24 protein-coding genes are annotated in these 23,024 nt (G+C 60.0%); 13 read left to right on the top strand and 11 right to left on the bottom strand.

The window, feature by feature from the left end:
- Positions 1–27: 27 nt before the first annotated feature.
- The 4 genes from rng to tldD all read left to right on the top strand — a co-directional run bounded on the left by rng (position 28) and on the right by tldD (position 7,743).
- Positions 28–1,485 (top strand): ribonuclease G, encoded by a 1,458-nt coding sequence (rng, locus tag KGB07_RS29340; protein WP_008018726.1) that lies wholly within the window; start codon positions 28–30, stop codon positions 1,483–1,485.
- Between the two features lie 75 nt (positions 1,486–1,560).
- Positions 1,561–5,364, top strand: coding sequence for a YhdP family protein (locus KGB07_RS29335; RefSeq protein ID WP_223467488.1), 3,804 nt, complete (start codon positions 1,561–1,563; stop codon positions 5,362–5,364).
- Between the two features lie 69 nt (positions 5,365–5,433).
- On the top strand, positions 5,434–6,288 hold the full coding sequence (locus KGB07_RS29330; RefSeq protein WP_046040034.1) for a carbon-nitrogen hydrolase family protein: 855 nt from the start codon (positions 5,434–5,436) through the stop codon (positions 6,286–6,288).
- Between the two features lie 12 nt (positions 6,289–6,300).
- Positions 6,301–7,743, top strand: coding sequence for a metalloprotease TldD (gene tldD, locus KGB07_RS29325; RefSeq protein WP_046040036.1), 1,443 nt, complete (start codon positions 6,301–6,303; stop codon positions 7,741–7,743).
- A 48-nt stretch (positions 7,744–7,791) separates the two neighbouring features.
- Here tldD and yjgA read toward each other — a convergent pair whose 3' ends face one another.
- Entirely contained in the window at positions 7,792–8,316 is a 525-nt protein-coding gene (yjgA, locus tag KGB07_RS29320) for a ribosome biogenesis factor YjgA (protein WP_008046139.1), read from the bottom strand.
- 108 nt (positions 8,317–8,424) lie between these two features.
- Between yjgA and pmbA the strand changes: the two genes are divergently transcribed.
- Positions 8,425–9,771, top strand: a complete 1,347-nt coding sequence (pmbA, locus tag KGB07_RS29315) for a metalloprotease PmbA (protein WP_046040040.1) — start codon at positions 8,425–8,427, stop codon at positions 9,769–9,771.
- A 381-nt stretch (positions 9,772–10,152) separates the two neighbouring features.
- Here the strand turns inward: pmbA and KGB07_RS29305 are convergent, their stop codons facing one another.
- The 10 genes from KGB07_RS29305 to KGB07_RS29260 form a co-directional block, all read right to left on the bottom strand.
- Positions 10,153–10,425 (bottom strand): HPr family phosphocarrier protein, encoded by a 273-nt coding sequence (locus KGB07_RS29305; RefSeq protein ID WP_046040042.1) that lies wholly within the window; start codon positions 10,423–10,425, stop codon positions 10,153–10,155.
- Positions 10,426–10,440: 15 nt separating this feature from the next.
- Positions 10,441–11,298 (bottom strand): RNase adapter RapZ, encoded by an 858-nt coding sequence (rapZ, locus tag KGB07_RS29300; RefSeq protein ID WP_046040044.1) that lies wholly within the window; start codon positions 11,296–11,298, stop codon positions 10,441–10,443.
- A gap of 2 nt (positions 11,299–11,300) precedes the next feature.
- Positions 11,301–11,765: a PTS IIA-like nitrogen regulatory protein PtsN gene (gene ptsN / locus KGB07_RS29295; RefSeq protein ID WP_008046148.1), complete on the bottom strand. Its 465-nt coding sequence runs from the start codon at positions 11,763–11,765 to the stop codon at positions 11,301–11,303.
- Positions 11,766–11,777: 12 nt separating this feature from the next.
- Positions 11,778–12,086 (bottom strand): ribosome hibernation-promoting factor, HPF/YfiA family, encoded by a 309-nt coding sequence (gene hpf, locus KGB07_RS29290; protein ID WP_007941242.1) that lies wholly within the window; start codon positions 12,084–12,086, stop codon positions 11,778–11,780.
- Between the two features lie 74 nt (positions 12,087–12,160).
- Positions 12,161–13,654, bottom strand: coding sequence for an RNA polymerase factor sigma-54 (locus KGB07_RS29285; RefSeq protein ID WP_015093497.1), 1,494 nt, complete (start codon positions 13,652–13,654; stop codon positions 12,161–12,163).
- A gap of 245 nt (positions 13,655–13,899) precedes the next feature.
- Positions 13,900–14,625, bottom strand: a complete 726-nt coding sequence (gene lptB, locus KGB07_RS29280) for an LPS export ABC transporter ATP-binding protein (RefSeq protein ID WP_046040048.1) — start codon at positions 14,623–14,625, stop codon at positions 13,900–13,902.
- Positions 14,625–15,173 (bottom strand): lipopolysaccharide transport periplasmic protein LptA, encoded by a 549-nt coding sequence (gene lptA, locus KGB07_RS29275; RefSeq protein WP_046040049.1) that lies wholly within the window; start codon positions 15,171–15,173, stop codon positions 14,625–14,627. Before lptA ends, lptB begins: the two co-directional genes overlap by 1 nt.
- Entirely contained in the window at positions 15,160–15,732 is a 573-nt protein-coding gene (gene lptC, locus KGB07_RS29270; RefSeq protein WP_046040050.1) for an LPS export ABC transporter periplasmic protein LptC, read from the bottom strand. Before lptC ends, lptA begins: the two co-directional genes overlap by 14 nt.
- Before the next feature lie 7 nt (positions 15,733–15,739).
- Positions 15,740–16,264 carry a KdsC family phosphatase gene (locus tag KGB07_RS29265; protein ID WP_007970265.1) on the bottom strand — a complete coding sequence of 175 codons (525 nt, stop codon included), beginning with the start codon at positions 16,262–16,264 and terminating at the stop codon, positions 15,740–15,742.
- Positions 16,264–17,238 carry a KpsF/GutQ family sugar-phosphate isomerase gene (locus KGB07_RS29260; protein WP_008046161.1) on the bottom strand — a complete coding sequence of 325 codons (975 nt, stop codon included), beginning with the start codon at positions 17,236–17,238 and terminating at the stop codon, positions 16,264–16,266. Before KGB07_RS29260 ends, KGB07_RS29265 begins: the two co-directional genes overlap by 1 nt.
- A 275-nt stretch (positions 17,239–17,513) precedes the next feature.
- Between KGB07_RS29260 and KGB07_RS29255 the strand changes: the two genes are divergently transcribed.
- The 8 genes from KGB07_RS29255 to hisG all read left to right on the top strand — a co-directional run bounded on the left by KGB07_RS29255 (position 17,514) and on the right by hisG (position 22,957).
- Complete coding sequence (locus KGB07_RS29255) at positions 17,514–18,323, top strand: ATP-binding cassette domain-containing protein (protein WP_008001295.1); 810 nt, start codon at positions 17,514–17,516, stop codon at positions 18,321–18,323.
- Complete coding sequence (mlaE, locus tag KGB07_RS29250) at positions 18,323–19,120, top strand: lipid asymmetry maintenance ABC transporter permease subunit MlaE (RefSeq protein WP_046040051.1); 798 nt, start codon at positions 18,323–18,325, stop codon at positions 19,118–19,120. The genes KGB07_RS29255 and mlaE overlap by 1 nt, the downstream gene beginning before the upstream one ends.
- Complete coding sequence (gene mlaD / locus KGB07_RS29245) at positions 19,120–19,587, top strand: outer membrane lipid asymmetry maintenance protein MlaD (RefSeq protein ID WP_007970271.1); 468 nt, start codon at positions 19,120–19,122, stop codon at positions 19,585–19,587. Before mlaE ends, mlaD begins: the two co-directional genes overlap by 1 nt.
- Before the next feature lie 11 nt (positions 19,588–19,598).
- The gene (locus KGB07_RS29240; protein WP_046040052.1) at positions 19,599–20,252 is read left to right on the top strand and encodes a phospholipid-binding protein MlaC; all 654 of its coding nucleotides are present in this window, start codon (positions 19,599–19,601) and stop codon (positions 20,250–20,252) included.
- Positions 20,249–20,554: a lipid asymmetry maintenance protein MlaB gene (locus tag KGB07_RS29235; protein ID WP_046040055.1), complete on the top strand. Its 306-nt coding sequence runs from the start codon at positions 20,249–20,251 to the stop codon at positions 20,552–20,554. The genes KGB07_RS29240 and KGB07_RS29235 overlap by 4 nt, the downstream gene beginning before the upstream one ends.
- 114 nt (positions 20,555–20,668) lie before the next feature.
- On the top strand, positions 20,669–20,908 hold the full coding sequence (locus KGB07_RS29230; RefSeq protein WP_020796650.1) for a BolA family protein: 240 nt from the start codon (positions 20,669–20,671) through the stop codon (positions 20,906–20,908).
- Between the two features lie 22 nt (positions 20,909–20,930).
- Positions 20,931–22,196 carry a UDP-N-acetylglucosamine 1-carboxyvinyltransferase gene (gene murA / locus KGB07_RS29225; protein ID WP_046040062.1) on the top strand — a complete coding sequence of 422 codons (1,266 nt, stop codon included), beginning with the start codon at positions 20,931–20,933 and terminating at the stop codon, positions 22,194–22,196.
- Between the two features lie 125 nt (positions 22,197–22,321).
- Positions 22,322–22,957, top strand: coding sequence for an ATP phosphoribosyltransferase (hisG, locus tag KGB07_RS29220; RefSeq protein ID WP_008018703.1), 636 nt, complete (start codon positions 22,322–22,324; stop codon positions 22,955–22,957).
- Positions 22,958–23,024 lie beyond the last annotated feature (67 nt).

The raw sequence follows: 23,024 nt of genomic DNA, 5'->3' as shown, positions 1-23,024 counted from the left end.
GTGAACATGCCTGAACGAGACCCTGCCATGAGTGAAGAGATCCTGATCAACATCACGCCGATGGAGTCGCGCGTGGCGGTGGTCGAAAACGGTGTCCTGCAAGAGGTCCACGTCGAGCGTACGCAAAAGCGCGGGATCGTCGGCAACATCTATAAAGGCAAAGTCGTGCGGGTATTGCCGGGAATGCAGGCGGCATTCGTCGATATCGGCCTGGACCGTGCCGCGTTCATTCATGCGTCGGAAATTTCCCTGCGTGAAGGCCCCGCGGTCGAGAGCATCAGTGCACTGGTGCACGAAGGCCAGAGCCTGGTGGTGCAAGTGACCAAGGACCCGATTGGTTCCAAAGGCGCACGCCTGACCACCCAGCTTTCGATTCCTTCGCGTTACCTGGTGTACATGCCGCGCACCGCTCACGTCGGCATTTCCCTGAAGATCGAAGACGAAGCCGAGCGCGAACGCCTCAAGCAAGTGGTCACCGACTGCGTGGCCAAGGAAGGGATCAAGGAGGCCGGCGGTTTCATCCTGCGCACGGCAGCCGAAGGTGCCGGTGCGGATGAAATCCTCATGGACATCCGTTACCTGCGCCGTCTTTGGGATCAGATCAACGCCCAGATCAAAACCATCAGTGCGCCTAGCGTGATCTACGAAGACCTCGGTCTGGCGCTGCGCACCCTGCGTGACCTGGTGAGCCCGAAAATCGAGAAGATCCGCATCGACTCCCGGGAAACTTTCCAGAAAACCACGCAATTCGTCGCCGAACTGATGCCCGAGATTGCCGACCGCCTGGAGCATTACCCGGGCGAGCGGCCGATTTTCGACCTGTATGGCGTCGAAGACGAAATCCAGAAGGCACTCGAGCGCAAGGTCCCGCTCAAGTCCGGCGGTTATCTGGTGGTCGATCCGGCAGAAGCCATGAGCACCATCGACGTCAATACCGGGGCATTTGTCGGCCATCGCAATCTCGAAGAGACCATCTTCAAGACCAACCTCGAAGCCGCGACGGCCATCGCCCGTCAATTGCGCCTGCGTAACCTGGGCGGAATCATCATCATCGACTTCATCGACATGGAAGATGAAGAACACCAGCGCCAGGTGTTGCGCACCCTCGAAAAGCAACTGGAACGCGATCACGCCAAGACCAACATCATCGGTATCACCGAGTTGGGCCTGGTGCAGATGACCCGCAAGCGCACCCGCGAAAGCCTTGAACAAGTGCTGTGCGAGCCGTGCAATGCCTGTCAGGGGCGGGGCAAACTCAAGACCCCGGAAACCGTCTGCTACGAAATCTTCCGTGAAATCCTGCGCGAGGCTCGCGCCTATCAGGCGGAAGGCTATCGTGTATTGGCAAACCAGAAAGTGGTGGACCGCCTGCTCGACGAAGAGTCGGGCAACGTCGCGGAGCTCGAAGGGTTTATCGGGCGTACCATCCGTTTTCAGGTCGAAACCATGTATTCCCAGGAACAATACGACGTGGTGTTGCTCTGAAGCATTTCGTTTTGATTGTTCGAGAAGGGCTGGCCTCAGCTTTTTGCAAAACTTTTGCCATGGGAGCCACCTGACATGGATCGTCTGACACGCATTTTGGCCGCACTGACCCGCTGGGGTCTGGGCCTGTGCGCGTTGGTTTTGGTGTTGATGGCGCTCTACGTCAGCCTGGGCCGGGAGCTGACGCCCTTAGTCGCCGAGTACCGTGCCGACATCGAAACCAAAGCCAGCGATGCCTTGGGCATGCCGTTGCAGATCGGCGAGCTCGAAGGCAACTGGAGTGGATTCGCCCCTATTTTGATTGCCCGCGACGTGACGGTCGGCGAGGGCGCCAATTCCTTGCGCCTGGATCAGGTGCGCGCGGTACCGGACCTTTGGGCCAGCCTGTTGGCCCGTCAGGTACGCATCGCTCATCTGGAATTCAGCGGCCTGAAGATCAACCTCAAGCAAGCTGAGGACGGTCAGTGGGCGCTGGAAGGTTTGCCGGTGCAGCAGGACCAGCCAACCGATCCGGAACAACTGCTCAATCGCATGCAGATGATCCAGCAACTGTCGGTGCTCGACAGCCAGGTGACCTTGCAGCCGTTTGGCGAATCGCCGCTGACCCTGACTTATGTCGGCCTGAATCTGAAAACCGGGGCGTCGCGGCAGCGGCTCGACGCGCGGCTGACCCTGCCTGACGGGCAACCGGTGGCCATGAGCCTGCGTACCCGTATTCGAGCCAGCGAATGGAAGGACGGTGAAGCCGAGGGCTACCTGAGCCTGCCGCAAAGCGACTGGTCGAAGTGGTTGCCTGAACGTCTGACCCAAGAGTGGAGTTTTTCCGAGATCAAGGCCGGCGGCGAGCTGTGGGTGACCTGGGGCAAAGGCACCTTGCAAAGCGCTGCAGTGCGATTGAACGCGCCACAACTCAAGGGCGCGTACGATGAGCGCAAGCCGATCCAGATCGATAACCTGGCGCTCAATGGATACTTCCAGCGCAGTGCCAAAGGCGCGTCGGTGACTCTGGACTCCCTGGCGATGAACCTTGGCGAGACCCGCTGGGAGACGCATTTGCAGCTCACGCAAAGCGCCGCCACTGATAAAACCGTAGAGCTCTGGCAGCTGCAAGCCGACCGGGTTGATCTCACTCCACTTACCCCGCTGCTCAACGCCCTGGCGCCGTTGCCAGAAGGTTTGGCCACGGTCGTCGAGCGGCTCAAAGTCACGGGTAGCCTGCGTAACGTGCTGGTCGACTTCCGCCCCAATGCCACTGACGACAGCAAGTTCGGGTTCGCCGCCAACCTTGATCAGGTAGGCTTCGACGCCTATCACGGTGCTCCGGCGGCGCGGAATGTCAGCGGCAGCATCAGCGGTGACCTGGGGCAAGGCGAGCTGCGCATGGACAGCAAGGATTTCATGCTGCACCTGGACCCAATTTTCGCCAAGCCGTGGCAGTACATTCAGGCCAATGCGCGGCTGACCTGGAAACTCGATAAAGAAAGTTTCACCCTGATCGCGCCGTATCTGAAAGTGCTGGGCGAGGAAGGCAAGATCGCCGGCGACTTCCTGATTCGCCTGCATTTCGATCACACCCAGGAAGACTACATGGACCTGCGGGTCGGCATGGTGGACGGCGACGGTCGCTACACCGCCAAGTACTTGCCGACGGTCCTCAGCCCGGCGCTGGACGAATGGCTGCGCACGGCGATTCTCAAGGGCGCGGTGGATCAGGGTTTCTTCCAGTATCAGGGGTCGCTCAACCACGGTGCCGCGGATGTCGATCGCAGCATCAGCCTGTTCTTCAAGGTTCACGATGCCGAACTGGCCTTCCAGCCGGGCTGGCCCCATGTCAGCAAGGTCAGCGGCGATGTGTTTGTCGAAGACAGCGGCGTGCGGATTCTGGCCAGCAAGGGCCAGTTGCTCGACACCCAAGTCAACGATATCTACGTCAATATTCCCCATGTGCCGGCCGGGCAGAACTCTCATTTGTTCCTCGATGGCGGATTTGCCGGCGGTTTGGGCGATGGCCTGAAAATCCTCCAGGAAGCGCCGATCGGCACCGGGGCAACCTTTGCCGGCTGGGAAGGCGAGGGTGACCTGCAGGGTAAGTTGAAGCTGGATATTCCCCTGGCAAAAGGCGAGGAGCCGAAGATCCTCGTCGATTTCAAGACCGCTAAGGCACGCTTGAAACTGGCAGAACCTGTGCTGGAATTGAGCCAGCTCAAAGGTGATTTCCGCTTCGATAGCGGCAAAGGCCTGAGCGGGCAGAACATCAGCGCCCGGGCGTTCGACAAGCCGGTCACTGCACAGATTTTTGCCGATGGCAGCCCGGGCAAGCTCAATACCCGGGTGGCCGCGTCAGGGCAGGTCGAGGTCAAGAAACTGACCGACTGGCTGAAGGTGACCCAGCCTCTGCCGGTGAGTGGCGTAATCCCTTATCAACTGCAACTGACCCTGGACGGCGCCGACAGCCAGTTGAGGGTCAATTCCAACCTCAAGGGAGTGGCCGTCGATTTACCTGCACCGTTCGGCATGACCTCCGAGGCTGGGCGCGACACGACGTTCCGCATGACCTTGCAGGGCGACGAGCGGCGCTATTGGCTCAACTACGGGGACCTGGCGAGTTTCATGTTCGCGGCCCCGGCCAACAATTTATCCGACGGTCGCGGGGACTTGTTCCTCGGTGGCGGCGAGGCCGTGTTGCCTGGCACCAAAGGCCTGCGGATACGGGGCGTGCTGTCGGAGCTGGACGTTGGCCCGTGGAAGGACCTGGTGGATAAATACGCCGGACAGGACCCCGGCGGCAGTGCCAAGCAATTGCTCAGCGGCGCGGATTTCAAGGTGGGCAAGCTCAGCGGTATCGGTACCACACTCGATCAGGCTTCGATCCAGCTGACGCGCAAGCCTTCCGCCTGGGCGCTGCAACTCGACAGCCAGCAGATCAAGGGCAGCGCCAGCCTTCCCGATTCGAAGGCCACGCCAATCACGATCAATCTGCAAACCGTGCGCCTGCCTGCACCGGACCCGACCGTGCTGGCCGATGAAAACTCGCCGGATCCACTGGCGTCGGTGGACCCGACGAAAATCCCCGCGATGGACATCATCATCAATCGGCTATTCCAGGGCCAGGATCTGGTGGGGGGCTGGTCGCTGAAGATTCGTCCGACGTCCAAGGGCATCGTGTTCAACTCCCTGGATTTGGGCCTCAAGGGCATGCTGTTGGTGGGCAGCGGTGGCTGGGAGGGTGTGCCGGGTGCCAGCAACAGCTGGTACAAGGGCCGCATCAGCGGCAAGAACCTGGCCGACGTGCTCAAGGGCTGGGGTTTTGCACCGAGCGTCACCAGCCAGGACTTCTATATGGATGTCGATGGCCGCTGGCCCGGCTCGCCGGCCTGGGTGGCGACCAAGCGTTTCTCCGGCTCGCTCGATGCGACGCTCAATCAGGGCCAGTTCGTCGAAGTTGAGGGCAGTGCCCAGGCGTTGCGGGTATTTGGCTTGCTCAACTTCAACTCCATCGGCCGGCGCCTGCGCCTGGACTTCTCCGACCTGTTCGGCAAAGGTCTGAGTTATGACCGGGTGAAGGGGCTGCTGGTCGGGACCAATGGTGTGTACGTCACCCGTGAGCCAATTCGGCTGACGGGTCCGTCGAGCACTATTGAACTCGACGGCACCCTGGACATGGTGGCCGATCAGATCGATGCGAAACTGATGGTGACCTTGCCGGTGACCAACAACCTGCCGATTGCCGCACTGATCGTCGGTGCACCCGCGGTCGGCGGGGCGCTGTTCCTGATCGACAAGCTGATCGGTGACCGCGTCTCCCGTTTCGCCAGTGTGAAGTACACCGTCCAGGGGCCGTGGAAAGAACCGAAAATCATCTTTGACAAGGCTTTTTGAGATCCTTTTGAAAAGGCGCTCGGCAAGTCTATGGAGTAGCATGGCCGCATACGATTCCAGGAGTGCGCCATGTCTGTAGCGGTGATTCAAATGGTCAGCCAGAGCGATGTGCTGGCCAACCTGGCCCAGGCCCGTCGGCTGCTCGAGCAAGCGGCCGTCGGTGGCGCGAAACTGGCCGTATTGCCGGAAAACTTCGCCGCCATGGGCCGGCGTGACATTGCCGACATCGGGCGCGCCGAAGCACTGGGCGAAGGCCCGATCCTGCCGTGGTTGAAACAGACCGCACGCGACCTCAAGTTATGGATTGTGGCCGGCACATTGCCGTTGCCGCCGGTGGATCAGCCAACGGCCAAAGTGCATGCCTGTTCGTTGCTGGTCGATGACCAGGGCGAAACGGTGGCGCGCTACGACAAGCTGCACCTGTTCGACGTCGACGTGGCCGACAATCGCGGCCGTTATCGGGAATCCGATGACTATGCTTATGGCAGTGGGGTCGTGGTGGCGGACACACCGGTTGGGCGGGTTGGCCTGACGGTCTGTTACGACTTGCGCTTCCCGGAACTGTACAGTGAATTGCGCGCGGCCGGCGCGGAGCTGATTACTGCCCCTTCGGCCTTCACGGCGGTTACCGGCGCGGCGCATTGGGATGTGCTGATTCGTGCGCGAGCCATAGAGACGCAATGTTACGTGCTCGCGGCTGCCCAGGGCGGGACGCATCCGGGGCCGCGGGAAACCTTCGGGCATGCCGCCATCGTCGACCCGTGGGGGCGTGTGCTGGCACAACAGGATCAAGGCGAGGCCGTGCTGCTGGCCGAACGCGACAGCAGCGAACAGGCGTCCATCAGGGCGCGGATGCCGGTGTCCAGTCACCGGCGCTTTTTCTCGCAGGGCGCCCAGCGACCTGCATCAGAACGACGAATTTAAGGCGTAAAGCATATGAGCGAGTTGTTGTCCTCAGTCAGTGAACACCTGCTGGCGCCCGGTGGCGTCACGATCGAGAGCCTGCAAGGCGTGCTCGGCGATCTGGCCGGGCCGGGCATCGATGCGGCCGACCTGTATTTCCAGGGGCAGATTTCCGAGTCCTGGGCGCTGGAAGACGGCATCGTCAAGGAAGGCAGCTTCAACCTTGACCAAGGTGTGGGCGTGCGCGCGCAATCGGGCGAAAAAACCGGCTTTGCCTACAGCAATGCCATCACCCTGGAAGCCCTTGGCGCGGCGGCGCGTGCCGCCCGTTCGATTTCCCGGGCCGGACAACACGGCACCGTACAGGCATTCACCAGCCAGGATGTCGCGCAGTTGTATGCGCCGGACAATCCCCTGGAAGTGCTGACCCGTGCCGAGAAGGTCGATTTGCTCAAGCGAGTCGACGCCGCGACCCGCGCCCTCGACCCGCGCATCCAGCAGGTCACCGTGAGCATGGCCGGTGTCTGGGAGCGGATTCTGGTGGCTTCCACCGACGGCGGCCTGGCGGCGGATGTGCGCCCGCTGGTGCGTTTCAACGTCAGCGTGATCGTCGAGCAGAACGGTCGCCGCGAGCGTGGCGGTCATGGCGGTGGTGGTCGGACCGATTACCGTTATTTCCTCGGCGAAGACCGCGCCATGGGCTATGCCCGTGAAGCGTTGCGCCAGGCGCTGGTCAATCTCGAAGCCATCCCGGCACCGGCCGGTACCTTGCCGGTGGTGCTCGGTTCCGGTTGGTCGGGCGTGCTGTTGCACGAAGCCGTTGGTCATGGTCTGGAGGGCGACTTCAACCGCAAGGGCAGTTCGGCCTACAGCGGGCGCATGGGTGAGATGGTTGCGTCGAAGCTTTGCACCATTGTCGATGACGGCACCCTGGCCGGTCGCCGTGGCTCGTTGAGCGTCGATGACGAAGGCACGCCGACCGAGTGCACCACGCTGATCGAAAACGGCGTGCTCAAAGGCTATATGCAGGACAAGCTCAACGCCCGCCTGATGGGCGTGGCGCGCACCGGTAACGGTCGTCGCGAATCCTACGCGCACTTGCCGATGCCGCGCATGACCAACACCTACATGCTAGCCGGCGAAAGCGACCCGGCGGAAATCATCGCCTCGGTGAAGCGCGGCATCTACTGCGCCAACCTGGGTGGCGGTCAGGTGGACATCACCAGCGGCAAGTTCGTGTTCTCCACCAGCGAGGCGTACCTGATCGAGGACGGCAAGATCACTGCTCCGGTCAAAGGCGCGACGCTGATCGGCAACGGGCCGGAAGCCATGAGCAAGGTGTCTATGGTTGGTAATGATCTGTCGCTGGACAGCGGCGTGGGCACGTGTGGCAAGGATGGGCAGTCGGTGCCGGTGGGTGTCGGCCAGCCAACGCTGAAGATTGATGCGATCACCGTGGGTGGCACGGGCTCGTAAGAGGTGAGGCTGCGGGTGAGCTGCGAGGCAGCTCACCCGATTCGAGAATTAACGCAGACCGCGTTGAGTCTCGTCCAGCTCACGGATGTACTTGAAGATTTTACGGCTGGAAGCAGGAGGCTTGTTTTGCGCAAGCTCATGCTGGGCCTGACGGATCAGGGAACGCAATTGCTGGCGGTCCGCGTCCGGGTAGTCGACGACGAATTTTTCCAGAACGGCATCGTCGCCGGCGATCAGACGATCGCGCCAGCGCTCCAGGTTATGGAAGCGTTCGTTGTATTGACGGGTGGAGGCATCGAGTTGATCGAGCAGAACCAGAATGGCGGCAGTGTCCTGATCGCGCATCAGTTTGCCGATGAACTGAAGGTGCCGTTTACGCGCGATGTTCGCGGTGTGCTTGGGCGCATCGGCCAGAGCCCGACGCATTCCGTCGGTCAAGGGCAGTTTTGCCAGCAAGTCAGGCTTGAGTGTTGTAAGGCGCTCGCCAAGGTCAACCAGAGCATGCAGCTCGCGTTTAACCTGGGATTTGCTTTTTTCTCCCGTATCGAGGGAGTCGTCGTAAGAATCAACCATGGTGGCCGTCCGCAAAGAAACGCCGCCATGATAACCAGTCGGGGGCCGCTTGTCCGGCCCGGTCGCTCGATGACCGTTACCGAAAGCAGAATTTGAGTGGAGAACAGCATGAGTGCAGTTGAAAGCGTCGGCCCACAAGCGTTGCCGGCACTGCAGGAACAAGTCGAGCAGATCATCGCTGAAGCCAAACGCCAGGGCGCCAGTGCCTGTGAAGTGGCAGTGTCCCTGGAGCAGGGCTTGTCGACCACGGTGCGCCAGCGTGAAGTCGAAACCGTTGAATTCAACCGCGATCAGGGTTTCGGCATCACCTTGTACGTTGGCCAGCGCAAAGGCTCCGCCAGCACCTCGGCCAGTGGACCGGAGGCGATTCGCGAAACAGTCGCCGCTGCACTGGCCATCGCCAAGCACACCTCGGAAGACGAAGCCTCGGGCCTTGCGGATGCCGCGCTGATGGCGCGGGATATTCAGGATTTCGACCTGTTCCACCAATGGGACATCACTCCGGAACAAGCCATCGAACAGGCCCTGGCCTGCGAAGCCGCGGCGTTTGCCGCCGACAGCCGGATCAAGAACGCCGACGGCACCACCCTTAGCACCCATCAGGGCTGCCGCGTTTATGGCAATAGCCACGGGTTTATCGGCGGTTACGCGTCGACTCGTCACAGCTTGAGCTGCGTGATGATCGCCGAGGCCGATGGCCAGATGCAGCGCGATTACTGGTACGACGTGAACCGCCAGGGCAATCTGCTGGCCGACCCGGTCAGCATCGGCCAGCGCGCTGCTCAACGGGCGGCAAGCCGTCTGGGCGCACGTCCGGTGCCGACTTGCGAGGTGCCGGTGCTGTTTTCCGCAGAGTTGGCCGGGGGGCTGTTCGGCAGTTTCCTGTCGGCGATTTCCGGCGGCAGCCTGTATCGCAAGTCTTCGTTCCTTGAGGGCACACTCGGGCAGAAGCTGTTTCCGGAGTGGCTGACCATCGACGAGCGTCCGCATCTGATGCAGGCATTGGGCAGTGCGGCGTTCGATGGCGATGGCCTGGCAACCTACGCCAAACCGTTCGTCGAAAAAGGCGAGTTGGTGTCGTACATCCTCGGCACCTATTCCGGCCGCAAGCTCGGCATGCCGAGCACGGCCAACGCCGGCGGCGTGCACAACCTGTTCGTCACCCATGGCGACGAAGACCAGGCCGCCTTGCTGCGGCGCATGGGGCGCGGTTTGCTGGTGACCGAATTGATGGGGCAGGGCCTAAACATGGTGACCGGCGATTACTCCCGTGGTGCGGCGGGTTACTGGGTCGAGAACGGTGAAATCCAGTTTGCGGTGCAGGAAGTGACCATCGCCGGGAACATGCGCGACATGTTCAAACAGATCGTTGCCGTGGGTAATGATCTTGAGTTGCGCAGCAACATTCGCACCGGTTCGGTGCTGATCGAGCGGATGACGGTGGCGGGCAGCTAAGCCAGGGCCGCTGTACAAAAAGGCGCGCTACCCAATGGGAGCGCGCCTTTTTTATTGACCACAACACAGGTCCTCCTGTGGGAGCGAGCTACTGGCGGGGGGCGATACTGCTGGGGGGGCGCGAAGTCAGTCCCGAATCGCGCGGCAATGGTCATGACCAGCTTGCCAGCCTTGGGCTGCTGATGGGGTTCTGTTTGATGATGGTGATGGATACGGCGCTGGCTTTATTTGTGGCAAAGAGCCTTTGTGGCGAGGGGGTTTACCCCCGTTCGGCTGCGTAGCAGTCGTAAATCCGGCGAACACAGGATCCACGTTGAATCTCGATTGCAGTTTTTTGGGGCGGCTTCGCCACCCAACGGGGGCAAGCCCCCTCGCCACAGGTTACTCGCCTTCGTCGAAGAAATTGTTGATCAACGCCACCAGCGCATTCAGCGCTTCCTGTTCCTGCTCGCCTTCTGTGCTCAAGTGGATCGTGGTGCCTTTGCCGGCGGCCAGCATCATCATCGCCATGATGCTTTTGCCATCGACCATGGACTCTGGCGTACGGCCGGCCCGGATCTGGCACGGGAACTGACCCGCCACCCCAACGAATTTTGCAGAAGCGCGAGCGTGCAGGCCCAACTTATTGATGATTTCGATTTCCAGAGCAGGCATCGCGATGTGAATCCTTTAGCTGAGGTCGCGGTGGCGGACCTGGACGTTCTTCAGGGTTTTTTGCAGCGCCTGCCCCAGACGCTCGGTCAGGTAGACGGAACGGTGATGTCCGCCAGTGCAGCCAATGGCAATGGTGACGTAGGCGCGGTTGCTGGCGGCAAAACGAGGCAGCCACTTTAGCAGGTATGTGGAAATGTCCTGGAACATCTCTTCGACATCCGGCTGTGCAGCCAGATAGTCGGCAACCGGTTGGTCGAGCCCGGACTGCTCGCGCAATTCCGGTTTCCAGTAAGGGTTGGGCAGGCAGCGCACATCGAACACCAGGTCGGCGTCCACCGGCATGCCACGCTTGAACCCGAAGGACTCCACCAGGAACGCAGTGCCCGGCTCGGGCTGATTCAGCAGACGCAGTTTGATGGCGTCACGCAACTGGTACAGGTTCAGGCTGGTGGTGTTGATCTTGAGATCGGCGAGGTCGGCAATCGGCCCGAGCAGGTCGCTCTCGACGCTGATGGCTTCGGCCAGCGAGCGGTTGGCGTTGCTCAGTGGGTGACGTCGGCGGGTTTCCGAGAAGCGCTTGAGCAGGGTTTCTTCGTCGGCGTCCAGATACAGCACATCGCACTGGATGTGGCGGCTGCGGACTTCTTCGAGCAGCTCGGGGAATCGTGACAGGTGGCTGGGCAGGTTGCGCGCGTCAATGGAAACGGCGACCAGCGGCTGTAACAGCTCGGTATGAACCAGGGCGCGTTCGGCCAGCTCCGGCAGCAAGCCGGCTGGCAAATTGTCGATGCAGTAGTAGCCGTTGTCCTCAAGAACGTCGAGGGCGGTACTTTTACCTGAGCCGGAACGGCCACTGACGATGATCAAGCGCATGATTACTGACCGTTCTGCTCGTCCAGGACAACCTGATACAGGGCTTCGTTGCTTGCAGCACTACGCAGCTTTTCGCGAACTTCCTTGCGGTCGAGCATGCTGGCGATCTGTCGCAGCAGCTCAAGGTGCGCATCGGTGGCGGCTTCCGGGACCAGCAGCACGAACAGCAGGTCAACCGGCGCGCCATCGATGGCGTCGAAATCGATAGGGGCGTCCAGGTGCATCAATGCACTGATGGGCGAAACACAGCCCTTGAGACGGCAATGTGGAATGGCGATGCCATTGCCAAACCCGGTGGAGCCGAGTTTTTCACGGGCAATCAGTGCCTCGAAGACATCTTGCATCTCCAGGGCCGGCACTTCGCGGGCGATCAGATTGGCAATTTGTTCGAGGGCTTTCTTTTTACTGCCTCCCGGCACGTTCACCAGGGAACGGCCGGGGGTCAGGATACTTTCAAGTCGGATCATGGGTAGGGAGTGTTAACGACCGGTTGCGCCCTGGAGGAGGCTCTGGGTCTTTTCCTTATGCTTTTTGAGTTGTTTATCCAGCTTGTCGGTGAGTGCGTCGATCGCGGCGTACATATCGGTATGCTCCGCGTTGGCGACCACTTCATTCCCGGGAATATGCAGCGTGGCTTCGATTTTCTGCTTCAGTTTTTCGACGGTCATCGTGACCTGCACATTAGTGATCTTGTCGAAATGTCGCTCCAATCGTTCGAGTTTTTCGCCGATGTAGGTGCGAAGAGGTTCGGTCACTTCCAGTTGGTGTCCACTGATGTTGACTTGCATACAGCTTCTCCTTCGTTGCCAGTGCATAAAGCGGTAGATCAGATGATCTACCACTGGAACGCTGTGGCGTGGCTCTACATCAACCGCTTGCGTTCGCTCGAAGGCGCGATCCCGAGGGATTCGCGGTACTTGGCGACGGTGCGGCGAGCCACCTGAATGCCTTGTGCCTCCAGTAAACCAGCGATCTTGCTGTCACTCAACGGCTTTTTCTGATTTTCCGCGGCAACCAGTTTTTTGATGATCGCCCGGATCGCCGTGGACGAGCATTCGCCGCCTTCGGAGGTGCTTACGTGACTGGAGAAAAAGTACTTCAGTTCATAAATGCCCCGGGGGGTGTGCATGAACTTCTGGGTGGTCACCCGTGAAATCGTCGATTCATGCATGCCGACCGCTTCGGCGATGTCATGCAGGACCAGCGGCTTCATGGCTTCGTCGCCGTACTCCAGAAAGCCGCGCTGATGCTCGACGATCTGGGTGGCAACCTTCATCAGGGTTTCATTGCGGCTTTGCAGGCTCTTGATGAACCAGCGGGCCTCCTGCAACTGATTGCGCATGAAGGTATTGTCGGCGCTGGTGTCGGCGCGGCGCACGAAACCTGCGTACTGGGCGTTGACCCGCAGCCGTGGCACCGACTCCTGATTGAGCTCCACCAGCCAGCGCTCGTTGTCCTTGCGCACGATGACGTCAGGAACGACGTACTCGGCTTCAGTGGACTCGATTTGCGAGCCCGGGCGCGGGTTGAGGCTCTGGACCAGTTCGATGACCTGGCGCAGCTCGTCTTCCTTGAGCTTCATGCGACGCATCAACTGGCTGTAATCGCGGCTGCCCAGCAGGTCAATGTAATCGGTGACCAGGCGCTTGGCCTCGGCCAGCCAAGGGGTCTTGGCAGGCAACTGGCGCAATTGCAGCAGCAGGCATTCGCCCAGGTTGCGGGCGCCGATGCCGGCGGGCTCGAATTGCTGGATGCGGTGCAGGACGGCTTCGATTTCGTCCAGTTCGATGTCCAGTTCCGGGTCGAAGGCTTCGAGGATTTCCTCTAGGGTTTCGTCCAGGTAGCCCTGATTGTTGATGCAGTCGATCAGGGTCACGGCGATCAGGCGATCGGTGTCGGACATCGGGGCCAGGTTCAGTTGCCACAGCAAATGGCTCTGCAGGCTTTCGCCGGCCGAAGTGCGGGTGGTGAAGTCCCACTCGTCATCATCATTGCTGGGCAGGCTGCTGGCGCTGGTCTGGTAAACGTCTTCCCACGCGGTGTCGACGGGGAGTTCGTTTGGGATACGCTCGTTCCAGTCACCTTCATCGAGGTTATCAACCGTCGGGGCGCTTTCCTGGTAGGAGGGCTCCTGGATGTCAGTGTTGGGCTTTTGTTCGGCGTTGTCGGCCAAGGGGTCGGAATTGTCGAAGTCGTCGCCTTCTTCCTGGCGTTCGAGCATCGGATTTGACTCCAGGGCCTCCTGGATTTCCTGTTGCAGGTCCAGGGTCGACAATTGGAGCAGGCGGATGGCCTGTTGCAGCTGCGGTGTCATCGTCAGCTGCTGGCCCATTCTCAAGACTAGCGATGGTTTCATGGCTGGGGCTTAACACCTTATTCGCCGGCGCACATGCGCCATCCACTACAGGGCGCCGGGGCGCCAAACTTAAGCAAATTATATGCCTGAAACTAAAGGGTTTGCCTAGAGCGCTGTAACAATAAAAAACTATAAAGCTGTGTTGCTGCGCTGCCCTTGTTGAGGGCTGACCACGCTTGTCGGCACGAGGCGCCGGTGAGTGGCTGGTCAGGTGCCCGGGCAACTGCCCGGGCACGGCTCAGCGATTACAGGCGGAACTCGTGGCCCAGGTACACTTCCTTGACCAGGTTGTTGGCCAGGATGGTCTCTGCGTCGCCTTCGGCGATCAGTTGGCCGTCATTGACGATATAGGCGGTTTCACAGATATCCAGGGTTTCACGAACGTTGTGGTCCGTGATCAGCACGCCAATGCCTTTGGCCTTGAGGTGGTAAATGATCTGCTTGATGTCGCCGACCGAAATCGGGTCCACGCCGGCGAAGGGTTCGTCGAGGAGGATGAATTTCGGGTTGGTGGCCAGGGCGCGGGCGATTTCCACGCGACGGCGCTCGCCACCGGACAGGCTCATGCCCAGGTTGTCGCGGATGTGGCTGATGTGGAATTCCTGCAGCAGGCTTTCCAGCTCCTTGCGACGACCTGCCTTGTCGAGTTCCTTGCGGGTCTCGAGGATGGCCATGATGTTGTCGGCCACCGACAGTTTGCGGAAGATCGATGCTTCCTGCGGCAAGTAGCCGATACCGGCCTTTGCGCGACCGTGCATCGGCTGGTGGCTGACGTCCAGGTCATCAATCAGGACGCGGCCCTGGTCGGCTTGCACCAGGCCGACGATCATGTAGAAGCAGGTGGTCTTGCCGGCGCCGTTCGGGCCAAGCAGGCCGACGATCTGGCCGCTGTCGATGGACAGGCTGACATCACGCACGACCTGGCGGCTCTTGTAGCTCTTTGCCAGATGCTGAGCTTTCAGAGTTGCCATTACTGGGCCTTTTTCTCGTCGGTTTTCTTCTTCGGCTGGATCACCATGTCGATACGCGGGCGCGCCTCGGTGACCTTGCTGCCTGTGGCGCGACCGGCGCTGGCGAGCTTCTTGTTCGTGTCGTAGACAATTTTCTCGCCTTGGGTGACGTTGTTGTCCTTGTCGACAACTTTGGCCTTGTCGATCAGTACGACGCGATTTTGCGCGGCGTGATACTGGATCGTCACGCCCCAACCCTGAACAGGCTTGGTATCGCCAGCCGTTTGCAACTGCTCGAAGTACGCCAGGTTGCCCACCGAGGTCACTACGTCAATGTCGCCAGTCGGGGTGCGGGTGATGGTAACGGTGTTGCCTGTCACCTTCATCGAACCTTGGGTGATGATCACGTCACCCTTATAGGTAGCAATACCTTGCTTGTCGTCCAGTTGGGCGTCGTCGGCCTGAATGCGGATAGGCTGCTGTTGATCTTCCGGCAGAGCCCAGGCGCTCACGCTTCCCAGTGCTGCGCCCAGACTGAGCAAAATCGGGAGGGTTTTAACGAGCCTCATACTGTCCTCTTACGTTCGATAGCAGGTGTATCCTGCTTTCTTTCAAATACGCTTTCATTCCCTTGCCAGTCGATACACCGCCAGCGCCGTCGATTCTAACGTCTTGCTCGGTCTGCGCATATTGCTGCTGCGGGAACACGGTCATGCGGGTGCTGGTGATCAGGGTTTTACGGTTTTTCTCGTCGAAGCGCGTGATGCGCACGTCATCGATCAGTTCGACCTGTGTGCCATCAGGATTGACCTCGCCGTGCAAGCTCTGGACGTGCCACGGAAATTCAGTGCCGCGGAACACGTTCAGGTCGGGGTTGGTCAGCAATGTCACCTCGGTCGCTTTCAGGTGCTCGACCTTGTCGGACACCAGATCATATTGCAGCTTGCCGTCGGGCAGGTACTGCACGCTGTGAGCGTTGATGGCGTAATAGTCGATCGCGCTTTCATCGACCGGCGTTACCGGCTTGTCGAGGAAGCGTTCCGGGCTGATGTTCCAGTAGCCAACCGCGGCGAATATCGCTGCGATGCAACTGTACATCAGGGTGTTGCGAAACTTTTTGCTCAGCATAATGGGCTCACAGGTACGCCGCATTGGCCGCGTCGAGGCGGTCCTGGGCGCGCAGGATCAATTCGCAGAATTCGCGAGCGGCACCTTCACCGCCACGGGCGAGGGTGATGCCGTGAGCGTGTTCACGCACGAAGCTGGCGGCATTGGCCACCGCCATGCCCAGGCCGACGCGGCGAATCACCGGCAGGTCCGGCAGGTCATCGCCGAGGTAGGCCACCTGTTCATAGCTCAGGTTGAGTTGGGCCAGTAGCTCGTCGAGTACCACCAGTTTGTCTTCGCGTCCCTGATACAGATGCGGGATTCCGAGATTTCTGGCTCTCCGTTCGACCACCGGGGTCTTGCGGCCACTGATGATGGCCGTCTGCACGCCGGCAGCCATCAGCATCTTGATGCCCTGGCCGTCGAGGGTGTTGAACGTCTTGAATTCGCTGCCGTCTTCGAGGAAGTACAGGCGCCCATCGGTCAGCACGCCATCGACATCGAACACCGCCAGCTTGATCTGTTTGCCGCGTTGCAGCAGGTCCGCACTCATTACATTACTCCTGCACGCAGCAAGTCGTGCATGTTCAAGGCACCGACCGGGCGGTCTTCGCGGTCGACCACGACCAGCGCGTTGATTTTATGATCTTCCATGATTTTCAGCGCTTCGGCGGCGAGCATCTCGGCGCGGGCAGTCTTGCCGTGTGCAGTCATGACCTGGTCGATGGTGGCGCTATGGATGTCGATGCTACGGTCCAGCGTGCGACGCAAGTCACCGTCGGTAAAGATCCCGGCCAGCTTTCCATCGGCTTCCAGGATCACGGTCATGCCCAGGCCTTTGCGGGTCATTTCCATTAGCGCGTCCTTCAGCAGGGTGCCGCGCTGTACTTGCGGCAACTCTTGCCCTGCGTGCATGACATTTTCCACCTTCAGCAGCAGGCGTCGGCCCAGGGCGCCGCCGGGATGGGAAAATGCGAAGTCTTCGGCGGTAAAGCCACGGGCTTCCAGCAGCGCGACAGCCAGGGCGTCGCCCATGACCAGGGCGGCAGTGGTCGACGAGGTGGGGGCGAGGTTCAATGGACAGGCTTCGTGCTCGACGTGAACATTCAGGTTGACCTCGGCGGCCTTGGCCAGCGGCGAGTCAGGGTTGCCGGTCACGCTGATCAACTGAATGCCCAGGCGCTTGATCAGTGGCAGCAGGGTCACGATTTCATTGGTGGAGCCCGAATTCGAGAGCGCCAGAATGATGTCGTCGCGGGTAATCATGCCCATGTCACCGTGGCTGGCTTCAGCCGGGTGCACAAAAAACGCCGTGGTGCCGGTGCTGGCCAGGGTCGCGGCAATCTTGTTGCCGATGTGCCCCGACTTGCCCATGCCGACCACGACCACGCGACCTTTGCTGGCCAGAATCATCTCGCAAGCGCGTACGAAATCTGCGTCGATATGGGGTAGCAGGCCTTGCACGGCTTCTACCTCGAGGCGGATGGTGCGTTGTGCTGATTGAATCAGGTCGCTGGATTGGCTCATGTCAGAAATCGTATAGCCTGATGAAAAGGCGGCGATTATAGCGGTTATGATCGAATCCCTCACGCTTGTTCGTAGCGCATTGTCATCCTTGTTGCCGGAAACCTTCTAAACGGGGCTTTCTACCTGTGATGCAGTTGAACATGACCTGGCTTTGGTCTTGGGCGCGCAGCCTTTGCAGTGATATAGTTCGCCGCCAGTTCGGCCTGCCCGGGAGGTATGTGCTTTCGTGAGAAAGCCAGGCGTCCGAGTGAGAGGCTGCATCGCAAGGAGTTTAGATGAGTGCCGATAACGCCTACGCGGTCGAGCTGAAGGGACTGTCCTTCAAGCGCGGTGCGCGCAGCATTTTCAATAATGTCGATATCCGTATCCCGCGCGGCAAGGTCACCGGCATCATGGGGCCTTCCGGGTGTGGCAAGACCACGCTCTTGCGTCTGATGGGCGCCCAGTTGCGGCCCACCAAGGGCGAAGTCTGGGTCAACGGTCAGAACCTGCCGAAGCTGTCGCGCAGCGACCTGTTCGATGCGCGCAAGCATATGGGCGTGCTGTTTCAGAGCGGCGCACTGTTTACCGACCTCGATGTTTTCGAGAACGTCGCGTTTCCGCTACGGGTTCATACGCAACTGCCGGAAGAGATGATCCGCGACATCGTTCTGCTCAAACTGCAGGCCGTGGGCTTGCGCGGAGCCATCGAACTGATGCCCGACGAGCTTTCCGGCGGCATGAAACGCCGTGTTGCGCTGGCTCGGGCGATTGCGCTCGACCCGCAGATCCTCATGTACGACGAGCCCTTTGTCGGCCAGGACCCCATTGCAATGGGCGTTCTGGTGCGGCTCATCCGGTTGCTCAACGATGCGCTGGGCATCACCAGCATCGTGGTATCCCACGACCTGGCCGAGACCGCGAGCATTGCCGATTACATTTATGTGGTGGGCGATGGTCAGGTGTTGGGGCAGGGTACGCCGGACGAATTGATGAACTCGGATGAACCGCGCATTCGCCAGTTCATGACCGGTGAACCCGACGGCCCGGTTCCGTACCACTTTCCAGCGACGGATTACCGCGCAGATCTTCTGGGGAAGCGCTGATGCGCAGAATTTCATTGATAGAACGCGTTCGTCGCTTCGGCCAGGCCGGCATCGATGTGTTGGCGGTGTTCGGGCGTTCGAGCTTGTTCCTGTTCCATGCCTTGCTTGGTCGGGGCGGCATCGGTGGCGGTTTCGGGCTGCTGGTCAAGCAGTTGCATTCGGTGGGCGTGATGTCCCTGGTGATCATCGTGGTCTCCGGGGTGTTCATCGGCATGGTGCTGGCGCTGCAGGGCTTCAACATTCTTTCCAGCTATGGTTCAGAGCAGGCTGTCGGGCAGATGGTTGCCCTGACGCTGCTGCGTGAACTTGGGCCGGTGGTGACCGCCTTGCTGTTCGCCGGGCGCGCAGGTTCGGCGTTGACCGCCGAAATCGGCAACATGAAGTCCACCGAGCAGTTGTCCAGCCTGGAAATGATCGGGGTCGACCCGCTCAAGTACATCATCGCGCCACGCTTGTGGGCCGGTTTCATTTCCCTGCCGGTGCTGGCGATGATTTTCAGCGTGGTGGGGATCTGGGGCGGCTCGTGGGTGGCGGTCGACTGGCTGGGAGTCTACGAAGGTTCCTACTGGTCGAACATGCAGAACAGTGTGACGTTCACCGATGACGTGCTCAACGGGATCGTCAAAAGCATTGTCTTTGCCTTTGTGGTGACCTGGATCGCCGTATTCCAAGGCTATGACTGCGAACCCACTTCCGAGGGGATCAGTCGTGCCACTACCAAGACCGTTGTGTATGCCTCGTTGGCAGTACTCGGCCTGGACTTTATTCTGACCGCCTTGATGTTTGGAGATTTCTGATGCAAAACCGCACCCTGGAAATCGGTGTCGGCCTTTTCTTGCTGGCTGGCATCCTGGCTTTGCTCCTGTTGGCGTTGCGGGTCAGTGGCCTGTCCCCGACTCCGAGCACCGACACATATAAACTTTACGCCTACTTCGACAATATCGCCGGTTTGACGGTCAGAGCAAAGGTGACCATGGCCGGTGTGACCATCGGCAAGGTCACGGCCATCGATCTGGATCGCGACAGTTTCACCGGTCGGGTGACCATGCAGCTGGAAAAACGCATCGATAATCTGCCGGCGGACTCCACTGCATCTATCCTGACTGCTGGCCTGTTGGGCGAGAAGTACATCGGTATCAGCGTGGGCGGGGAAGACACCCTGCTCAAGGATGGTGGAACCATCCATGACACGCAGTCATCGCTGGTGCTCGAAGACCTGATCGGTAAATTCCTGCTCAATACCGTTAGCAAAGAAGCTAAATGAGGAACAGTTAAATGATCTCTACCTTGCGACGTGGCCTGTTGGTAATGCTCGCGGTGTTTCCGTTGGTGTCCCATGCCGTAGCGGCGCCTTCGGCGCACGATCTGGTGCAGGACACAACCAACCGTATGCTCGCGGACCTGGCGGCAAACAAAGAGAAGTACAAGCAGGACCCGCAGGACTTCTATACGGCGCTGGACAACATCGTCGGGCCGGTTGTGGATGCCGAGGGTATTTCCAAGAGCATCATGACGGTCAAATACTCGAAGAAAGCTACGCCTGCGCAGATGAAAACCTTCGAAGTAAACTTCAAGAAGGGCCTGTTCCAGTTCTATGGCAATGCCTTGCTTGAGTACAACAACCAGGGCATCACCGTTGAACCGGCCAAAGACGAGTCGGGCGACCGTACCAGCGTTGGCATGACCGTCAAGGGCAGCAGCGGCGCGATCTACCCAGTGTCCTACACGCTGGAAAAGATCAACGGCGAGTGGAAACTGCGTAACGTCATCATCAACGGCATCAACATTGGCAAGCTGTTCCGCGATCAGTTCGCCGATGCGATGCAGCGCAATGGCAACGACCTGGACAAGACCATCAATGGTTGGGCCGGGGAAGTCGCCAAGGCCAAGGAAGCCACCGACAAGAAGCCAGAGCAGTCAGCCCAATGAGTGAGTCGGCAGTCCAGATGGACGAAGCGGGCGAGCTGCGACTCAGTGGTGTGCTGGATTACCGCACCGGCCCTGGCCTGCGCGAGCAGGGCAAGGCGCTGATCAAGGCCAGCAAGGCTGCGGCGCTGGTGGTCGATTGCTCGGCGGTGACCAAGTCCAGCAGTGTCGGTTTGTCGTTGCTGCTGTGCTTTATCCGCGATGCACAGGCGGCCGGCAAGGCCCTGAGCATCCACGGGATGCCGGAAGACATGCGTGAAATCGCTCAGGTCAGTGAGCTGACCGAGCTGTTGGCGCATCCCTAACCCGCATCTATGAACAAGCCCCCCGTCCGAGTCCTGCTTGGCGGGGTTCGCAGGCGCGGGGCTTTTTTGTATGATGTCCGACCCGCGCGCACAGGGCGCCGATTGAGGTTGAGCATGCAGGCCAACGAAGTTAAGAGCTTTCTTGAAGGAAAGCTGCCCGGAACGAAAGTAGAAGTCGAGGGCGAAGGCTGCAATTTCCAGCTGAACGTGATTAGCGATGAACTGGCGGCATTGAGCCCGGTCAAGCGTCAGCAGCAGGTCTATGCCCATTTGAACCCGTGGATCACCGATGGCAGCATCCATGCGGTCACTATGAAATTTTTCAGCAGCGCGGCCTGGGCCGAGCGCACCTGAGCCCAAGGGCGTCGAGATTCTTATGGATAAATTGATTATTACTGGTGGTGCTCGTCTTGACGGCGAAATCCGCATCTCCGGGGCAAAGAACTCTGCCCTGCCGATCCTGGCCGCCACTTTGCTGTGCGATGGCCCGGTGACCGTGGCCAACCTGCCGCACCTGCACGACATCACCACCATGATCGAGCTGTTCGGGCGCATGGGCATTGAGCCTGTGATCGACGAGAAACTCTCCGTCGAAATCGACCCGCGCACCATCAAGACCCTGGTCGCACCGTACGAACTGGTTAAAACCATGCGTGCGTCGATTCTGGTGCTCGGTCCGATGGTTGCCCGTTTCGGTGAAGCCGAAGTCGCCTTGCCTGGCGGTTGCGCCATCGGTTCGCGTCCAGTTGACCTGCACATCCGTGGCCTGGAAGCCATGGGCGCAGTCATCGACGTCGAAGGCGGCTACATCAAGGCCAAGGCGCCTGAAGGCGGCCTGCGCGGCGCGCACTTCTTCTTCGACACCGTCAGCGTGACCGGTACCGAAAACATCATGATGGCCGCGGCCCTGGCAAAAGGCCGCAGCGTCCTGCAAAACGCCGCTCGCGAGCCTGAAGTGGTCGACCTGGCGAACTTCCTGAACGCCATGGGTGCCAAGGTTTCCGGCGCCGGTACCGATACCATCACCATCGATGGCGTCGAGCGACTGCACACCACTACTTATAAAGTAATGCCCGACCGTATCGAAACCGGCACCTACCTGGTGGCGGCGGCGGTGACCGGTGGTCGCGTGAAGGTCAAGGATACCGATCCGACCATCCTCGAAGCCGTTCTGGAAAAACTCCGTGAGTCCGGTGCCGAAATCACCTGCGGCGAAGACTGGATCGAGCTGAACATGCACGGCAAGCGTCCGAAAGCCGTCAATGTGCGGACCGCTCCGTACCCGGCGTTCCCGACCGACATGCAGGCGCAGTTCATCTCCCTCAACGCCATTGCCGAAGGCACCGGTGCTGTGATCGAGACGATCTTCGAAAACCGCTTCATGCACGTCTACGAACTGCACCGCATGGGTGCCAAGATCCAGGTTGAAGGCAACACCGCCATCGTCACCGGCACCGAAAAACTCAAGGGCGCGCCAGTGATGGCGACCGACCTGCGTGCTTCGGCCAGCCTGGTGATCTCGGCCCTGGTCGCCGACGGCGACACGCTGATCGACCGCATCTACCACATAGACCGTGGCTACGAGTGCATCGAAGAAAAACTGCAGATGCTGGGCGCCAAGATCCGTCGCGTTCCGGGCTAGTACCTGCTGCATGGGCATAAGGACATGCCCGTTGATTTGTTGAAGTCGAGCCGTTTTCGGCTCGATGTGTGTCCGGCGCCATTTGCGACCGGGCATGAGTACCTTGATAAGGACTGACGTTTCCCATGTTGACCATCGCACTGTCCAAGGGCCGCATCCTTGACGACACCCTGCCGCTTCTGGCTGAAGCGGGCATCGTGCCGACCGAGAATCCGGACAAGAGCCGCAAGCTGATCATTCCCACGACCCAGGAAGATGTACGCCTGCTGATCGTGCGTGCTACCGATGTGCCGACCTATGTCGAACATGGTGCTGCCGACCTCGGTGTCGCCGGTAAAGATGTGCTGATGGAATATGGCGGCCAGGGCCTGTACGAGCCACTGGACCTGCAAATTGCCCAGTGCAAGTTGATGACGGCCGGCAAGGTCGGTGCGGTCGAGCCCAAGGGTCGCCTGCGCATCGCCACCAAGTTCGTCAACGTTGCCAAGCGTTATTACGCCGAACAGGGTCGTCAGGTCGACATCATCAAGCTGTACGGCTCGATGGAGCTGGCACCGCTGATCGGCCTTGCCGACAAGATCATCGACGTGGTCGACACCGGTAACACGCTGCGGGCCAACGGCCTGGAGCCACAGGATTTCATTGCTGCCATCAGCTCCCGGCTGATCGTCAACAAAGCTTCGATGAAGATGCAGCACGCCCGTATCCAGGCGTTGATCGACACCCTGCGCAAGGCAGTGGAGTCTCGACACCGCGGCTGATTCACCTGCGCGACGTTAAGTCGCGCCCGTCTATCCGCCTCATAGCCAGAATTCTCAGGTGCCCAAG

It is taken from the genome of Pseudomonas sp. GL-RE-26, from assembly GCF_019956275.1.
Classification (GTDB): Bacteria; Pseudomonadota; Gammaproteobacteria; order Pseudomonadales; family Pseudomonadaceae; genus Aquipseudomonas; species Aquipseudomonas grandcourensis.
The sequence above is the reverse complement of the archived record's forward strand: the minus strand, read 5'-3'. Positions and strand labels throughout refer to the sequence as shown.

Bases quoted from the DNA above. Each gene is read 5' to 3' on its own strand.
- hisG (WP_008018703.1), top strand. From the start codon at position 22,322: ATGTTGACCATCGCACTGTCCAAGGGCCGCATCCTTGACGACACCCTG.
- KGB07_RS29285 (WP_015093497.1), bottom strand. From the start codon at position 13,654: ATGAAACCATCGCTAGTCTTGAGAATGGGCCAGCAGCTGACGATGACA.
- rng (WP_008018726.1), top strand. From the start codon at position 28: ATGAGTGAAGAGATCCTGATCAACATCACGCCGATGGAGTCGCGCGTG.
- KGB07_RS29330 (WP_046040034.1), top strand. From the start codon at position 5,434: ATGTCTGTAGCGGTGATTCAAATGGTCAGCCAGAGCGATGTGCTGGCC.
- lptC (WP_046040050.1), bottom strand. From the start codon at position 15,732: ATGCTGAGCAAAAAGTTTCGCAACACCCTGATGTACAGTTGCATCGCA.
- mlaE (WP_046040051.1), top strand. From the start codon at position 18,323: ATGCGCAGAATTTCATTGATAGAACGCGTTCGTCGCTTCGGCCAGGCC.
- KGB07_RS29265 (WP_007970265.1), bottom strand. From the start codon at position 16,264: ATGAGTGCGGACCTGCTGCAACGCGGCAAACAGATCAAGCTGGCGGTG.
- yjgA (WP_008046139.1), bottom strand. From the start codon at position 8,316: ATGGTTGATTCTTACGACGACTCCCTCGATACGGGAGAAAAAAGCAAA.
- murA (WP_046040062.1), top strand. From the start codon at position 20,931: ATGGATAAATTGATTATTACTGGTGGTGCTCGTCTTGACGGCGAAATC.
- KGB07_RS29240 (WP_046040052.1), top strand. From the start codon at position 19,599: ATGATCTCTACCTTGCGACGTGGCCTGTTGGTAATGCTCGCGGTGTTT.
- ptsN (WP_008046148.1), bottom strand. From the start codon at position 11,765: ATGATCCGACTTGAAAGTATCCTGACCCCCGGCCGTTCCCTGGTGAAC.
- KGB07_RS29235 (WP_046040055.1), top strand. From the start codon at position 20,249: ATGAGTGAGTCGGCAGTCCAGATGGACGAAGCGGGCGAGCTGCGACTC.
- KGB07_RS29230 (WP_020796650.1), top strand. From the start codon at position 20,669: ATGCAGGCCAACGAAGTTAAGAGCTTTCTTGAAGGAAAGCTGCCCGGA.
- KGB07_RS29260 (WP_008046161.1), bottom strand. From the start codon at position 17,238: ATGAGCCAATCCAGCGACCTGATTCAATCAGCACAACGCACCATCCGC.
- pmbA (WP_046040040.1), top strand. From the start codon at position 8,425: ATGAGTGCAGTTGAAAGCGTCGGCCCACAAGCGTTGCCGGCACTGCAG.
- tldD (WP_046040036.1), top strand. From the start codon at position 6,301: ATGAGCGAGTTGTTGTCCTCAGTCAGTGAACACCTGCTGGCGCCCGGT.
- KGB07_RS29255 (WP_008001295.1), top strand. From the start codon at position 17,514: ATGAGTGCCGATAACGCCTACGCGGTCGAGCTGAAGGGACTGTCCTTC.
- lptB (WP_046040048.1), bottom strand. From the start codon at position 14,625: ATGGCAACTCTGAAAGCTCAGCATCTGGCAAAGAGCTACAAGAGCCGC.
- hpf (WP_007941242.1), bottom strand. From the start codon at position 12,086: ATGCAAGTCAACATCAGTGGACACCAACTGGAAGTGACCGAACCTCTT.
- KGB07_RS29305 (WP_046040042.1), bottom strand. From the start codon at position 10,425: ATGCCTGCTCTGGAAATCGAAATCATCAATAAGTTGGGCCTGCACGCT.
- rapZ (WP_046040044.1), bottom strand. From the start codon at position 11,298: ATGCGCTTGATCATCGTCAGTGGCCGTTCCGGCTCAGGTAAAAGTACC.
- mlaD (WP_007970271.1), top strand. From the start codon at position 19,120: ATGCAAAACCGCACCCTGGAAATCGGTGTCGGCCTTTTCTTGCTGGCT.
- lptA (WP_046040049.1), bottom strand. From the start codon at position 15,173: ATGAGGCTCGTTAAAACCCTCCCGATTTTGCTCAGTCTGGGCGCAGCA.
- KGB07_RS29335 (WP_223467488.1), top strand. From the start codon at position 1,561: ATGGATCGTCTGACACGCATTTTGGCCGCACTGACCCGCTGGGGTCTG.